Origin of the sequence: Streptomyces sp. NPDC047453 (assembly GCF_040643155.1) — a bacterium.
Taxonomy (GTDB): Bacteria; Actinomycetota; Actinomycetes; order Streptomycetales; family Streptomycetaceae; genus Streptomyces.
Genome location: NZ_JBEYTS010000008.1, coordinates 107,699 through 122,312 on the forward strand (window position 1 = coordinate 107,699; position 14,614 = coordinate 122,312).

At 73.6% G+C, this 14,614-nt stretch carries 14 protein-coding genes; 4 read left to right on the plus strand and 10 right to left on the minus strand.

Annotated elements, in window-relative coordinates; translation table 11 throughout:
• Positions 1 to 113 precede the first annotated feature (113 nt).
• From ABZ818_RS10510 to infC, 5 genes are all read right to left on the minus strand, one after another.
• Positions 114 to 1,268, minus strand: a complete 1,155-nt coding sequence (locus tag ABZ818_RS10510) for an ATP-binding protein (RefSeq protein ID WP_361412813.1) — start codon at positions 1,266 to 1,268, stop codon at positions 114 to 116.
• 50 nt (positions 1,269 to 1,318) lie between these two features.
• Positions 1,319 to 2,182, minus strand: coding sequence for an RNA methyltransferase (locus ABZ818_RS10515; protein WP_361412814.1), 864 nt, complete (start codon positions 2,180 to 2,182; stop codon positions 1,319 to 1,321).
• Between the two features lie 163 nt (positions 2,183 to 2,345).
• Positions 2,346 to 2,729, minus strand: a complete 384-nt coding sequence (gene rplT, locus ABZ818_RS10520) for a 50S ribosomal protein L20 (protein ID WP_004002577.1) — start codon at positions 2,727 to 2,729, stop codon at positions 2,346 to 2,348.
• Between the two features lie 114 nt (positions 2,730 to 2,843).
• Positions 2,844 to 3,038, minus strand: coding sequence for a 50S ribosomal protein L35 (gene rpmI, locus ABZ818_RS10525; protein ID WP_007829094.1), 195 nt, complete (start codon positions 3,036 to 3,038; stop codon positions 2,844 to 2,846).
• Positions 3,039 to 3,146: 108 nt separating this feature from the next.
• Positions 3,147 to 3,794, minus strand: coding sequence for a translation initiation factor IF-3 (infC, locus tag ABZ818_RS10530; RefSeq protein ID WP_361412886.1), 648 nt, complete (start codon positions 3,792 to 3,794; stop codon positions 3,147 to 3,149).
• Between the two features lie 395 nt (positions 3,795 to 4,189).
• Between infC and ABZ818_RS10535 the strand changes: the two genes are divergently transcribed.
• Positions 4,190 to 4,558, plus strand: a complete 369-nt coding sequence (locus tag ABZ818_RS10535; RefSeq protein WP_361412815.1) for a DUF1844 domain-containing protein — start codon at positions 4,190 to 4,192, stop codon at positions 4,556 to 4,558.
• Positions 4,559 to 4,606: 48 nt separating this feature from the next.
• Here ABZ818_RS10535 and ABZ818_RS10540 read toward each other — a convergent pair whose 3' ends face one another.
• The gene (locus ABZ818_RS10540; RefSeq protein ID WP_361412816.1) at positions 4,607 to 5,359 is read right to left on the minus strand and encodes an SseB family protein; all 753 of its coding nucleotides are present in this window, start codon (positions 5,357 to 5,359) and stop codon (positions 4,607 to 4,609) included.
• 138 nt (positions 5,360 to 5,497) lie between these two features.
• Here ABZ818_RS10540 and ABZ818_RS10545 point away from each other — a divergent pair, with 138 nt between their 5' ends.
• A complete protein-coding gene (locus ABZ818_RS10545; protein ID WP_361412817.1) occupies positions 5,498 to 6,235 on the plus strand; it encodes a hypothetical protein in 738 nt (245 codons plus the stop codon).
• Between the two features lie 29 nt (positions 6,236 to 6,264).
• Here ABZ818_RS10545 and mycP read toward each other — a convergent pair whose 3' ends face one another.
• Positions 6,265 to 7,410 (minus strand): type VII secretion-associated serine protease mycosin, encoded by a 1,146-nt coding sequence (mycP, locus tag ABZ818_RS10550; RefSeq protein WP_361412887.1) that lies wholly within the window; start codon positions 7,408 to 7,410, stop codon positions 6,265 to 6,267.
• 62 nt (positions 7,411 to 7,472) lie between these two features.
• Positions 7,473 to 8,618 (minus strand): hypothetical protein, encoded by a 1,146-nt coding sequence (locus ABZ818_RS10555; RefSeq protein ID WP_361412818.1) that lies wholly within the window; start codon positions 8,616 to 8,618, stop codon positions 7,473 to 7,475.
• A 1,412-nt stretch (positions 8,619 to 10,030) separates the two neighbouring features.
• Between ABZ818_RS10555 and ABZ818_RS10560 the strand changes: the two genes are divergently transcribed.
• Positions 10,031 to 11,233, plus strand: a complete 1,203-nt coding sequence (locus ABZ818_RS10560) for an amino acid deaminase/aldolase (protein WP_361412819.1) — start codon at positions 10,031 to 10,033, stop codon at positions 11,231 to 11,233.
• 66 nt (positions 11,234 to 11,299) lie between these two features.
• Here ABZ818_RS10560 and ABZ818_RS10565 read toward each other — a convergent pair whose 3' ends face one another.
• Together ABZ818_RS10565 and ABZ818_RS10570 are read right to left on the minus strand one after the other, a co-directional pair.
• On the minus strand, positions 11,300 to 12,211 hold the full coding sequence (locus tag ABZ818_RS10565; protein WP_361412888.1) for a DUF2510 domain-containing protein: 912 nt from the start codon (positions 12,209 to 12,211) through the stop codon (positions 11,300 to 11,302).
• A 144-nt stretch (positions 12,212 to 12,355) separates the two neighbouring features.
• A complete protein-coding gene (locus ABZ818_RS10570; protein ID WP_361412820.1) occupies positions 12,356 to 12,988 on the minus strand; it encodes a TetR/AcrR family transcriptional regulator in 633 nt (210 codons plus the stop codon).
• Between the two features lie 138 nt (positions 12,989 to 13,126).
• On the opposite strand from ABZ818_RS10570, the gene ABZ818_RS10575 reads away from it, so the two are divergent.
• A complete protein-coding gene (locus ABZ818_RS10575; RefSeq protein ID WP_361412821.1) occupies positions 13,127 to 14,590 on the plus strand; it encodes a cytosine permease in 1,464 nt (487 codons plus the stop codon).
• Positions 14,591 to 14,614 lie beyond the last annotated feature (24 nt).

Here is a 14,614-nt window from a genome sequence, read left to right on the forward strand (position 1 = left end):
ACTCGCACCGCCACGCGGACAGATCGTCACGGCTTTCGGGACACAAAGGTGCCAAAGGCCGAGTCTAACGGGGCTGGGGAAAGCGAATGCGCCCGTGGGTCCTCGGCCGGTGCTCAGAGCAGGTACGCCGGGGTGCCCACGGGCAGGGTGAATCGGATCTCCGCGCCGCCCCCTCGGGCGCGGCCGACCGTGATGGTGCCGCCGTGGGCCTCGACGATGCCCTTGACGATGTAGAGCCCGAGACCGGTGCCGCCGCGCTTGCTGCCCCGCCAGAAGCGGGTGAAGACACGGTTCATGGACTCCTCCGGAATGCCGGGCCCCTCGTCGCTCACCGTGACCGACGTGGCGGTGTTCTCGATGGTCCCGGCGGCTTCCCCTTCCCGTGGGGACGGCGCCGGTGTGACATCGATGGTGACGGATCCCTCGCCGTGCCGCACGGCATTTTCCACGAGGTTGCTCAGCACCTGGTCGATCTTGTCGGGGTCGGCCCACAGCTCGGGCAGCGGCTTCTCGACGCGCACCAGGAACCGGTCGGCGGGCTGGCCGGCGGCGACGTATGCCTGGACGTGCCGCCCGACCGCGGCGCCCATGTCGACGGGCTGGCGACGCACCTCCAGGCGGCCGGAGTCGATACGGGATATGTCGAGCAGTTCGGCGATGAGCCGGGTGACGCGGTCGGCGTCGGCGTCGACGGTCTCCAGCATCAGCCTCTTCTGGTCGTCGGTGAACCTCTCCCACTTGGCGAGCAGGGTCGCAGTGAAGCCCTTGACGGAGGTCAGCGGCGAGCGCAGCTCGTGTGCGACGGTGGCGATCAGCTCGGCGTGGCTGCGCTCGGTGCGGCGGCGTGCCTCGGTGTCGCGGAGGGAGACTACGACGCGGCGGACCGGGCCGGTGGGGTGGGCGCGGACGTACTTCGCGGAGACGAGGACCTCCCGGCCGCCGTGCAGCAGGAGGTTGCGCTCGGGCTGGCCCACCCGGATGGCCAGGCCGCCGTAGGGGTCGGTCAGCTGCCACCAGCGGCGCCCCTCCAGGTCCTCCAGCGGCAGGGCCTTCTCCAGGAGCTGTCCCAGGGCCTGGTCGGCGGGTACGGCGCTGATCCGGGCGGCGGCGGCGTTGAAGCAGATGATCCGCCCGTGCTCGTCGGCGACCACCAGGCCGTCGGGCAGGTCGTCGGGGTCGATGCCGAGGCCGGCGGGATCGTCCTGCCGGGGCGCGGGTGGTCGTCGCGCGTCCCGCGCTCCGGGCGCGCGACCGGTGCCGACAGTCATCCCCTCACCCCACCTCTCAGCCGGTGCAGCAGGCCCCCGGGCTGGTCACCCTACTGGTTGCGGGTGGCGGAGCGGCATCCTCCGGAGCCGCGCTGCGCACGGGCCGACGCGTACAGACATACGGCGGCGGCGGTCGCGAGGTTCAGGCTCTCGGCCTTTCCGTGGATGGGAACCCGTACGACGGCGTCGGCAAGGGCGCGGGTCTCCTCCGGCAGGCCCCAGGCCTCGTTGCCGAACACCCACGCGGTGGGGCCGCCCATGGTGCCGTGGTCCAGTTCGTCGTCCAGATCGTGCTCGCCCGCGCCGTCGGCGGCGAGGATGCGCACTCCGGCGTCCCTGAGCGCGGCGACCGCCCGCTCGACGGGGACGCCGACGGCCACGGGCAGGTGGAACAGGGAGCCGACGGAGGCCCGGACGGCCTTGGGGTTGTAGAGGTCGACGGAGGCGTCCGTGAGGACGACCGCTTCGGCTCCGGCGGCGTCGGCGCAGCGCAGGACGGTGCCCGCGTTGCCGGGGTCGCGCACATGGGCGAGGACCGCGACGAGCTTCGGGCGGGCCGCGACGATGTCCTCGAAGGGGGTGTCGAGGAACCGGCAGACGCCGACGAGCCCCTGCGGGGTGACGGTGGTGGAGATGTCGGCGATGACGTCGTCGGCGGCGAGGTGGATCCGGGCACCCGCGGCGCGGGCCTCCCCCACGATGTCGGCGTACCGCTCGGCGGCCTCGACCGTGGCGAACAGCTCGACGAGGGTGGCCGTGTCGCCGGCCCGGTGCGCCGCCGCCTCCCGCACGGCCTGCGGCCCCTCCGCGAGGAACAGCCGCTCCTTGCCCCGGAAGTTCCGCTTGGCCAGCCGCCGCGCTGCCGAGACGCGGGGCGAGCGGGGGGAGAGCAGGTCAGGGGTGGCGGGGGACATGGAGAGCTTCACCTTCGGTAGGAACCTTCCGCCGCGACGGCGATCAGCCGGCGGCCCCGGGCGGTGCCGGACACGCCTCGGGCACCGCACGGCGCACATACGACGGACCCGCAGGCAGAGCCCACGGGTCCGTATGGATCGCACCGGCCGGGCCGGCGCCGCGTCACGCAGCCTTGGGCGCGTTGACGTCGCTCGGCAGGGCCTTCTGCGCGACCTCGACGAGCGCGGCGAACGCGCCGGCGTCGTTGACGGCCAGCTCGGCCAGGATCTTGCGGTCGACCTCGACGTTCGCGGCCTTCAGACCCTGGATGAAGCGGTTGTACGTGATGCCGTTGGCGCGGGCAGCGGCGTTGATGCGCTGGATCCACAGCTGGCGGAAGTCACCCTTGCGCTTCTTGCGGTCGTTGTAGTTGTAGACCAGCGAGTGGGTGACCTGCTCCTTGGCCTTGCGGTACAGGCGCGAGCGCTGACCGCGGTAGCCGGAGGCCTGCTCGAGGATCGCCCGGCGCTTCTTGTGGGCGTTGACTGCCCGCTTGACGCGTGCCACTTGATTGACTCCTTGTAGCGGGGCCGTGGTTGTCCTCACACGGCCCGGAAACGATTGGGTCCCGGTCCTGACGTACGGCGCGCGGAGATCGCAGGGCGATCACGCGCCGCCGCGTCACTTGCCGAGAAGCTTCTTGATCTTCTTGGCGTCGCCCGGGGCCATCTCGGCGTTGCCGGTGAGACGACGCGTCAGACGGGACGACTTGTGCTCGAGCAGGTGGCGCTTGCCGGCGCGCTCACGGAGCACCTTGCCGGAGCCGGTGACCTTGAAGCGCTTGCTGGCACCGCTGTGCGACTTGTTCTTCGGCATAGCGCCGTTCTCTCCTCGTAGGTGGCGCTCCGGTGCCCGGTCGCGAGAACCGGGCACGGTGAGCGTCGCTCTTGTATCGGATACGTCCTGGGACGGGGGTCCCGGGAGTCACGCCTCGGCGGAAGCCTCGGCCGGGGCCTCGGTGATCTCGGCCTCAGCGGCGTTCTGCGAGCGGCCCGGGTGGGCCTTCGCCTCGGCCTTGCGGGCCTCCTGCGCCTGGCGGGCCTCGGCCATCGCCTCGGTCTTCTTCTTGTGCGGACCGAGAACCATGATCATGTTGCGGCCGTCCTGCTTCGGGTTCGACTCCACGAAGCCGAGGTCCTGGACGTCCTCCGCGAGCCGCTGCAGCAGCCGGTAGCCCAGCTCGGGCCGGGACTGCTCGCGACCACGGAACATGATCGTGATCTTGACCTTGTCGCCCTGCTTGAGGAACCGGACGACGTGACCCTTCTTGGTGTCGTAGTCGTGCGGGTCGATCTTCGGCCGGAGCTTCATCTCCTTGATGACCGTGTGCGCCTGGTTCTTGCGCGCCTCACGGGCCTTCATGGCCGACTCGTACTTGAACTTCCCGTAGTCCATGAGCTTGCAGACGGGCGGACGGGCGTTCGCCGCGACCTCGACCAGGTCCAGGTCGTACTCCTGCGCAAGCTCCAGTGCCTTCGCGAGCGGCACGATACCGACCTGCTCGCCACTGGGACCGACAAGTCGCACCTCGGGAACGCGAATCCGGTCGTTGATGCGGGGCTCGGCGCTGATGGATCCTCCTCGGTTAGCACCACGCGACGGTCTGGCGGACAGCCGCGTACTCTGTGTTCGACAGACCTAACCGCGCCGAAGCACGAAAAATGCCCCGGACGATCACAGGCGGGGCTCCTCGAACTACCGGAACGACCGCCGCGATGGCCGCGGGGCGCACTTTCGGACGGATCGCCGCTACTGGGACGGGAACCGTCTGACCGGTGACCCGCCGCCCCGGAGGGCGGTCAGGTGGGAGTTCGAAGCCTCCACTTGTGGGCCGGACTCGTGATGCCCTGGGCATACGCGTCCAGCCGGTCGTCACACAAGGTTAGCAGCATCGATGGGGAAGGGCTAATTCAAGCTGTCCGGGGCTCGCTGCGGGAGCCCTCCGTCCTGCACCTATCGTGTGGGGCATGAGTGAGACCTCCCCCTCCGGCCCCGCCGAGCAGCCCGACTTCGACGCCTTGACCCGCGACATCGCGGAGGTCCCGGCGGTCGAGGTGATCGTGACGGTCGCCGTCAACCTGATGAGCGCCGCCGCCGTGAAGCTCGGTCTGACCGAGGAGGGCGACGAGCACAAGGACCTGGACGAGGCCCGCAAGCTGGTGTCGGCGCTCGCCGGACTGCTGGACGCGAGCGCCACCGAGATCAGCTCCTTCCACGCGGCACCGCTGCGCGACGGCCTGAAGTCGCTGCAGCTGGCCTTCCGCGAGGCCTCGGTCGTCCCGGACGAGCCGGGCCAGGGCCCGGGCGAGAAGTACACCGGGCCGATCTACGGCTGAGACGCTCCCGCGGATCCCCGTTTCCCGACCCAGCCGATCACCGCTGCGTCACGCAGCCGATCCCCGCTCCTTCACGTACAAGGGCTCGCCCGGCGGCGTCGCCCCGGCCGGCAGCAGTGCCAGGTCGAGGCCGCGCACCAGGCGGGCCCTCAGTGTCTCGCTGGCGGCGAGCCGCGCGGCCACGGCGCGGGCGGTCTCGGCGGGTGCGGTGGGGACGGACGGGTCGAGCACCAGCGCCAGGGTCCCGTCGGCCTGCCCCCGCCCGAGGTGGGCGCGCAGCACGGCGGGCTCCGCGGCGACCGCCTCCCGCACGGCGGTGACGACGGCCGGGTCGGCCAGCGGGTCGGTCGTCGTACGGCCCTCGGCCAGGGCGAGAAGGGCGGGTCCGGTCAGCTCGAACGGCACCGGTCCGGCCATGTCCAGCACCACCGTGTCCGCCTTCTCGTGCGCGGCGGCCTCGAGGACCTGGTGCAGCCGTACGGCCACGGGGCGGGCGTCCGGGTCCCAGCGGGCCAGGGAGCCGGTGGAGCTGAAGGCGGGCAGGGCGGTGCGCTGACCGGCCTTCAGGGTGGGTACGGCCATCTCGCTGGTCTTCTCCCGGCGCAGCCCGTTCTCGTCCTCCTCCACCTCGCCGAGGACGGCCACCACGGGCACGAGCAGCCGGGCGCTCCGGAGCCCCTCCAGGACGGGTCCCACGGCGGTGCGGTCCTCGGCCCAGGCGGCGAGCGCCGCGCTCAGCCCGGGGTCGACAGAGCCGTCGTCGTCGGAGAAGCCGGAGTCGGGAATGTTCTTCATCACCACGGTGCCGACCCTATCCGGGGCCGCGCCCACTCTCTCAGGGTCCCCTGGCCCACGTCCGATACCGCCCCGGGGGACGTTCGGGCCCCCTATCGTCGGCGCAAGGCGGCGGACGGGCCGTCGTGAGCGGGGAGGCGGGCGGTGGAAACGGTGGGCGGAGGCTCGGCACCGGTGCCGGTGCCGAGGTCGGTAGCGGTGTCGGTGGCCGGGGGCGTCACCGTGGCCGTGGCGGTTCGTCGCCTCGGATCCGAGGCGAGCGTCGGGTACGGCGACGCCGTGTTCGACACGGCGAGCATCGTCAAGGTCGACATCCTGGCGGCCCTGCTGCTGGCGGCACAGGACGCCGGGCGGCGGCTGACGGCGCGGGAGCGGACGTACGCCGCCGCGATGATCGGGAGCAGCGACAACGACTCGGCGTCGGCGCTGTGGCGGGACATCGGCGGCGCCGACGGCCTGAACGCGGCCAACGAGCGGTTCGGACTCACCCGGACCACCGGCGGCGACGGTCCGCGGTGGGGTCTGACCCGGACCACGGCCGCCGATCAGCTCGTGCTGCTCGGGCAGGTCTTCGGGGCCCGCTCGGAGCTGAACGAGGCCTCGAGGACGTACCTTCAGGGGCTGATGGGGCGGATCGCCCCGGGCCAGGACTGGGGGGTGTCGGCCGCCGCCGACGGCTCCGGGTGGGCCCTCAAGAACGGCTGGATGCCGCGCGACACGACCGGTCTGTGGGTCGTCAACAGCATCGGACGGGTGACGGCCGGCGGCGACGACTGTCTGGTGGCCGCCCTGTCCAGTGGCAACCCGACGAAGGAACAGGGCATCGCGCTGGTGGAGGAGGCAGCCCGGTCGGCGGTGTCGGCGTACGGCCGGAGGGCGTGACCTCCAGCCATGGCCGGGTGACCCGGGCTCTACAGCCGGAAGTCGGCCCCGCCCTCGCGGCGGCCGCGCCACAGGACGACCGCCACGACCAGCATCACTCCGCCGGCACTACCCGCGAGGGGGCCCGCCCAGCCGGAGGCGGTGTCGTCCGCCTCGGCGGAGTCCGGGCCGGGGCCGAAGTACCGCTCGCCGTAGGACGCCGCGGTCAGGCCCTCGGGCCGGAGGCGGGCCGCGGACTTGATGGCGGCGGCGGGATCGACCATGCCGAAGCCGCGGGAGTCGTCGCGGCCGCCGACGGGGGCGCTGCGGGCCGTGTCCTCCAGGAGCTTCTTGATCTGGGCGGAGGTCAGACCCGGGTGGGCGGCCTTGACCAGGGCGACGGCGCCGGAGACGAAGGCGGAGGCCGCGCTCGTGCCCCAGCCCTCGTAGTACCGCTGGTCGGGGTCGGCGATGACGACGTCGACGCCGGGCGCGCTGACCGTCGCGTACCAGCGGCGGGTGGAGAAGGAGGCGCGGGTGCCGTAGCGGTCCACGGCGGTCGCGGCGATCACGCCCGGGTAGGCCGCCGGGTAGGAGATGTGGTCGCCCTTCTCGCCGCCGTTGCCGGCCGAGGCGACGACGACGGCGCCCTTGCCGAGCGCGTACTGGACGGCCTCGTCCTCGGCGGGCTCGGGGTGCGCGGAGTCCGAGTCATCGCCGAGGGAGAGGTTGATGACGTCGGCGCCCTGGTCGGCGGCCCACCGGATGCCGTCGGCGAGGGCGTTGCCGCGGGTGCTGCGGGCCTTGCTCCGGGCGGAGTCGTCCTCCTCCAGGATCACCCGCACGGGCAGGATCCGGGCCTCGGGCGCGATGCCCATGACTCCGTCCGCGTTGCCGGGGCCGTGGCCGTGACCGGCGATGATGCCGGCCATGGCGGTGCCGTGGCGGGCCCAGGGGCGGTCGCCGCGCCGCGCGCCGAAGCCGATCATGTCCTTGCCGGGCAGGACGTTGCCGCGCAGATCGGGGTGGTCGTCGTCGACGCCGGTGTCCAGGACGGCGACGGTGATGCCCTTGCCCTGGGTGGTGCGCCAGGCCTCCTGGGTGTGCATGGCGTCGAGGCCCCACTGCTGGGCGCGGATGCCGTCGGCGTGCGCGGGGACGGACGGCACGAGGGCGAGGCAGGCGGCGAGGAACAGGCTCGGGACGCCGACCGCGAGAGCCCTGCGCGGCGTACGGTTCCCGGGTGTCACGGCGGCTGTCACGAGGGCTCCTCCGTGGCTGACTTGACGGTCTGGCGCAGGCCCCGTTCGATGCGGTCGGCGAGGCCCTGGGCCTCGTTTCCCAGGCCTGCCTGGGCGGCGGGGGTGGTGGCTCCGGACTTCGTCGCGTCGGCGGCGGCCTGCGGGGTGCCGGCGGCGCGGCCGTCGGCCCAGCCGGACACGGCGTAGACGACCACCGGGGCCTCGGTCAGCACGGAGACGGTCCACGACGCGCGCTGCTCGTCGCCGAAGGCCGCGGCGACGGTGCCCTTGGCGGCGTACGGGCGCGGCACGAGGTCGGTGCGCCGGGCGAGCCCCTCGTTCTCGAAGCGGGCGGCGAGGGACGTCATGGTGGGGGCGTCGGCCTTGGTGAAGAGCAGGCCGACGGTGGTGACGTAGCTCTGGGTGGCGTCCGTGTAGGTGGCGCGCAGCAGGCGGGCGCAGCCGACGGGGGTCAGGGCCTTGCGCAGCAGCGGGTCGAAGGCGCCCTCGCAGCCGCTGTCCGGCGCCACGGCGACACGGGTCCAGGTGCGGTCGGCTCCGCCGGGTCCGGCGCCGCGGCCGTCCACGGTGGGCGGGAAGAGCTGGTCGACGGGGACGCTGTGCCACATGGCACCGGCCGCGGCGAAGTCGCCCTCCGCGCCGGGCTTCCCCGGCTCCCCGGTGAGCCAACTGCCGGTCACGGCGCCGCCTATGAGCCCGATCCCCAGCACCACGCAGGCGGCCGCCACAGCGACCCGCGGCCGTACCAGCGCACCGGTCGACCGTGCCCGCCGGTCGTGGCCTGCCGGCTCCCCGAACCCCATGCCGAGCCCCGTCCCCGGCGCCATGGCCGCGCTCCAGGACAGCGCCGGATCAGGCGCCGTGGCGGAACCCGTGGCTCGCGGCGGTGTCCCGGCGGGGGCGGCGGGAGCACCCGGGGAGGCGTCGAAGGACGGATGCGGCGGGACCGGGGTCCACGCCGACCCGGTCGGCCGCTGGGGCGCGCCGGAGGGGCGCGGACGGTTGTCGGCCTCGCCCGGGCTGGAGAAGCTGCCAGGGCCTCCGGTCCGGCCGGGCGCGCTCGAGCGGCGTGCCGTGCCGAGGGGGCCGGTCGCGGTGTCGGCGCCGCCGACGGGCCCGGCCTGGGCTGCCGGGGTGGTCACGGGGCCGTTCGCGGCGTCCGACCGGGGGTCGCGCGCGGAGGACGGGGCCGTCGGATGGGGCGGTGCGCTCGGCACCGGGGGGTTGTGGACGGGGACGGGGCGCAGGCGCGCGGTCGTCTCCGACGGGGTTTCGGCTGGTGCGCCGCCGCGTGCCGCCGGTGAGGGCCGGTGTCCCGGTGGCGGGGGTATGGTCCCGCGCTCGCGCCGGCCGGGCTGCGCCAACTCACCGGGGAAGCGAGCGGGGGCCCTCCCGTCCCCGGAGGTCGTACTTCCTGCCGTGCCGTCAGCGGAGTCTCGACCACTCGAAGCCCCACGCCCAAGCACCTGCGACGCGTCCGCGGAACGGCCCGGAGCCCCGGCGTGGGTGTCAGCGGACGCCCCAGGCCCGGCAGCGGCTCCGGACGCCGCGCGTCTCTCGACCGGTGGTGTGCCGAGCGGACGGTCCCCTGCCCGGCCGAGGTCCGGTCGGCGCGGTGCCTCGCGGCCTACCGTCGGGGGTGCGTCCGGGAAGCGGGCCGTGGCGGGGGGCGGGGGCGGTGTCGTGGGGGGTGTGGTGCGGCGGGAAGGGCGGGAAGGGGAACGGAAGTCCGGGAAGCGTGGGCGGGAAGCGGCGGTGGTCCGGGCGTCGTCGGTGGCGGGGCCGGTGCGAGGCGGCGGGGAGCCGGTGCCGTGGCCCGCGCGGCTGTCCGTGTCCGGACCCGCCGGTCCCCCACCTGTCACGGCACGCGGGGAGCCGCCCGGGACCGGAACGGCGGGACCTGCCGAAGTGCCGCGTGCGGAGACACCCCCGGCTGGAGCGGCCGAACTCGTCGAAGCACCACGCGGGGAACCACCCTCGGTCTGAGCCGCCGAAGCACCACGCGCGGAAGCACCCCCGCCCGGAGCCGCCGAACCCCCCGAAGCACCACACAGGGAACCACCCCCGACCGGAGCCGCCGAACCCGCCGAAGTGCCGCGCGTTTCCGCGGTCGTACCGCCGCCGGGCACCGCCCGTGTCGTGCCCTCGAGCGTGCCGGGCGCGGCCTGGGGGGGCGGGGCGTCGGTGGCGCGTGCCGTCGGGTCCGAGTCGCCGTCGCCGCCCGAGGGCCCGACGGGCCGCGGGGGGACGGGGGCGTGGCGCGCTTCCGTGCTCATGCACCCCCCGTTTCCTCGTGCCCGTGTCGTTGCACCGGGCACGGCCGTCCTCGTCGCCCCGCCCGGCGCGGACTCGTCGTCACCGGACACGCATACCCGTACGAGCGATCCGCCATCCCGGCTCAAGGCCGCGGCCGGAATCACCTCGCGGTTCCGCCGTTCGTGCGCGTCACTCTACGGGCTGCCCCGGTCCCGGCGGGAACCAGTCCACGAGCCCAGGGGGATCTGCCCGGAACATCCCCCTACCCTGCGGTAATCAGGTCTGGCAGGCTGCGTCCATGACTGCGCGCGCCGCCGACCGTGCCCGTTACGACCGGGCCACCGCCCAACTCGACGCCCCTGTCGCGATCGTGGACCTGGACGCCTTCGACGCCAACGCGGACGACCTCGTCCGCCGGGCCGGCGGCAAGCCGATCCGGGTCGCCAGCAAGTCCGTGCGCTGCCGGGCCCTGCTCGAACGCGCCCTGGCGAAGGACGGCCTCACGGGCATCATGTCGTTCACCCTCGCCGAGTCCCTGTGGCTGGCCCGCTCGGGTTTCGACGACGTGCTGCTCGCCTACCCGTCCGCCGACCGCGCCGCCTACGCCGAACTCGCCGCCGACCCCAAACTCGCCCGTGCCGTCACGGTGATGGCCGACGACCCGGCGCAACTGGACCTGATCGACGCCGCACGCGAGGGCGGACGTGAAGTCGTCCGGGTCTGCCTGGAGTTGGACACCTCGCTGAAGCTGCTCGGCGGGCGCGTGCGGGTCGGCGCGCGCCGCTCCCCGTTGCACTCCCCCGCCCAGGTCGCCGACATGGCCCGCACGGTGGCCCGGCGGCCGGGGTTCACGCTCGTGGGGATCATGGCGTACGAGGGCCATGTGGCGGGTGTGGGCGACGCGGTCGCGGGGCGGCCGCTGCGTTCGCGCGCGATCCGGCTGATGCAGGCGGCGGCGCGCAGGGAACTCGCCGAGCGGCGTGCCGCGGTGGTGCGGGCGGTCCGGGCCGTGGCGCCGGACCTGGAGTTCGTCAACGGCGGCGGCACCGGCAGTGTGCAGCACACGGCGGCGGAGGACGCGGTCACCGAGATCGCCGCGGGCTCCGGGCTGTACGTCCCGCGGCTCTTCGACAACTACACGTCGTTCCGGGGCCGTCCGGCGGCGCTGTTCGCCCAGCCCGTCGTACGGCGCCCGGGGGTCGGGGTCGTCACGGTCCTGGGCGGCGGCTACCCGGCCTCCGGCGCGGCCGGGGCGGACCGGCTCCCGGTGCCGTACCTGCCCGAGGGGCTGCGCTACGACCCCCAGGAGGGTGCGGGCGAGGTGCAGACCCCGCTGCTCGGCTCCCCCGCCGACGACCTGCTGATCGGCGACAAGGTGTGGTTCCGGCACGCCAAGGCGGGCGAGTTGTGCGAACGGTTCGACACCCTGCACCTCGTCGAGGGCGATCGTGTGACGGCGGCCGTGCCGACGTACCGGGGCGAGGGGCACACCTTCCTGTAGCCTCGGGCTCCTTCCCGTAGCCACGGCCCCTGGGGCCTGGCGCCCCGGCCTTCCGGCGTCTCCGGCTCAGCTCGACGGGCCGATGCTGCTGCCCACGCCGCCGCCGGTCGTGGTGTCTCCGACGGGCCGGATGCCCTTGGTGATCCCGTCCATGTCGGCCGGCGGCGGGCCGTCCGGGCCGGCGTCGAAGACGAAGCGGACGAGGACCGGCGCCTGGGTGCCGGTGCTGGACGGGAAGACGAGCGACTCGACGTAACCGCCCGGCCCCTCGGCGGTTCTGACCAGCCTGCGCACGAAGTAGCCGGCCCGGCCCGCGACCGCGACCTGCCCGGACGCGACGGTCCGCTGGGAGGTGATCCCGCCGTAGAGGCGCTGGCCGATCGCGTTCCGCTCGTACGCCTCGTCGGCCGCGTCCTGGATGTCCCGCTTGGCCAGGGTCTCGGGGGTGGTGCCCTCGGCCGCGGTCACCGTGCGGGTGATGACCAGGCCGTGCCGGCACAGGCCCACCCCGGCGGGGCAGTCGTAGACGCCGTGGGTGGTCATGACGACGTCGTCCTGGGCGATGTTCTCCGGCTTCTCCCAGCCCTCCGGCAGCGGCAGGGTGATGCCGTTGAGCTGGTCGACCGCGACGGAGGGATCGCCGTCGGCGGAGGCCGCCGGGGACGGCGACAAGGTGGCGGTGGGCGCGCTCCTGGGCGGGGCGGACCGTGTGCCGGTGGCCGGGTCCGCCGTGCCGCCGCCCCCGTCGTCCCGGCCCAGCAGGACCGCGCCCGTGACGACCGCGGCGACCAGGACGGCACCCGCGGTGACGAGGGCGACGGCCTTGGCCCGGGACGGTCCCGCGCCGGCGGGCGGTGACGCGGACGGCTGTCCGGGCAGCCCGGGGGCGCGCCGGTGCTCGGTCCAGGCCGTGCCGTCCCACCAGCGTTCCAGGTGGGGGGCGTTGGGGTCGCGGTACCAGCCGGGCGGGGGCGTCATGCTCACCCCGGCACTCTATGCACCCGGTCCTTCGGACTCATCGGTCGGTGGCCCCACGGGCGGCGCTCCGTGAGGCCGTGGCCGTGCTCGTGTCCGTGTGCACGGTCCGCCGGATCCGCGGAATCAGCCTCGGTCCCGCACGCGTCAGCCGCCGTCGCGCAACGTGCCCGGCTCCAGCCCGAGTTCACGCTCGGCCGTGGTGAACAGCAGGGTGTCGAGCGCGGGGTGGGTGAACCGCGTGTCGTCGTTGGCGTAGGAGCCGAGGCCGTCGATCGCCACGAGGATGACCACACACGCCCCGAGGGCGTCGTCGGTGGTGAAGTCTCCCCCGCGCACACCGTCCTCGATCACGGCGGTCAGGGCGTCCCGCATGATCGCCTCCTGCTCGGCGACGACGCGCAGGAGGTTCGGGCGGTAGCGGGAGAGGTGGCGGGCGTTGAGCCAGAGCCGGCCGAGGTCGACGAAGTCCTCGCCGCCGAGTCGGCCCAGCAGGCGGCTCAGCCGCCGCACCGGCGGCAGCCCGGCCTCGGCCTCCGGCAGCAGGGCCTCGCGTTCGCGGGTGACCGCGCGCACGAACGCGTCGCACAGCAGGTCGTCGATGGTCGCGAAGTAGTGACTGATCAGACCGGGGCGCACCCCCAGCTCGTCGGCGACGAGCTGCATCGTCACACGCTCCAGGCCCCGCTCCAGCGCGAGGCGGGCTGCCGTCTGCAGGATCTCGGTCCGTCGCTCGGCCGCGGTTTTCCGCGTCCGCGTGGCCCGGGGGGTTGACGTCATGCCGATCACACTATTGGATGGCGCACCAACAGTCTATTGGTGCCGACACCAACAAAGCTGGTCCGCCTTGGCCGCACCCCCCGGACACCTCGGTGGCGAGGACAGTGCCGTCTTTTCGTCTCTTCGAAGGAACCACCCATGCAGCGTTCCCCGCGTTCCCCGGCGGGCCCCGACGTGGCCGCCCCCGCCCCCGGACGTGACCGGGCCGGACTGGTCGAGAGCCGTGGCATCGACTGCGTGCCCGACTCGGAGCGGCACGGCACGGCGCGTGAGCTGTTCTCCGTCTGGGCCGCGCCGAACGTGAGCTACCTCAGCTTCGTGGTCGGGGGCACCCTCGTCCTGATGGGGCTGTCACTGGCGGAGTCGCTGGCCGTCATCGTCACCGGCAACCTCTTCTGGCTCCTGACCGGGTTCATCGCCGTCAGCGGCCCCGCCGCGGGCACCTCGGGCTCGGTCATCTCCCGAGCCATGTACGGCGTCGTCGGCAACAAGGCCGTCGTCGCCCTCACCGGCTGGCTGATCTCCTCGCTCTACCTGGCGCTGAACTGGTCGGCGGCCTCCGTCGCCGGCCTCGGCCTGGCCGGACGGCTCGGCCTGCCGGACTCCGCCGCGCTGGACGCCGCCGTGGTCTGCGTGATCGCCGGCGCCACCATCCTCGTCGCGATCTACGGGCACGCGACGATCGTCCGCCTGTACACGGCGCTCACCATCGTCCTCACCCTGGTCTTCGTCGCCCTGAGCGTGATGGTGCTCGGGCACACGAACTGGTCGTACACGCCCGCCGAGCCGCTCACCGGGCTCGGCCACCTCGTCGTCCTGGCCTCCGGCTTCACGATCGTCGCCTCCGCCCCGCTGTCGTACTCCAACAGCCCGGACCTCTCCCGCTACCTGCCGCGGCACACCAGCGGGCGGGCCATCACGCTGTGGACCGCGTGCGGTGCCTTCCTGCCGAGCGTCGTGTTCACGGCGATCGGGGCACTCGCGGCCACCACGCTCGACATGAGCGATCCACAGGCGGCGCTGGAGAGCGTCATGCCGCACTGGTTCGTGCCCGTCTTCGTCACCGCGGTGGTGGTGAACACCGTGGCGAACAACGGCCTCACCGCCTACAGCTCCGGACTGTCCATGCAGTCGATCGGCGTGCGGCTGCCCCGGATGATCGCCGTTCTGGTCGTCGGCGTGATCGGCACCACCATGACGCTCTTCGCGCTCTTGGTCTTCGACTTCCTCACCGCCGTCAACGCCATGATGGAGCTGGTCGTGATCGTCACCGGCCCCTGCATGACCGTCTACGCCACCGACATCGTCCTGCGCCGCAACCGCTACGACGGCGAACTCCTCCACGACCAGAGCCGTACGAGCCCCTTCTGGTACCGCGGGGGCGTCAACTGGGCCGGTGTGCTCGCCACCCTGGGCGGCGCCGCCGCGGCGACGCTGTGCGCCAGCTCCACGTTCTGGGCCGGCCCTGTCTCCGCGGCCATGGACGGCCTCAACCTCGCCATACCCGTCGGCGTCCTCGGCTCGGGGGCCCTGTACTGGGCCCTGTCCCGCGCCTTCGGCACCCTCGCCCCGACGTCCTCCCCCACGACCGCTCGGCACTGACCACTCAGCACTGACCGCTCAGCA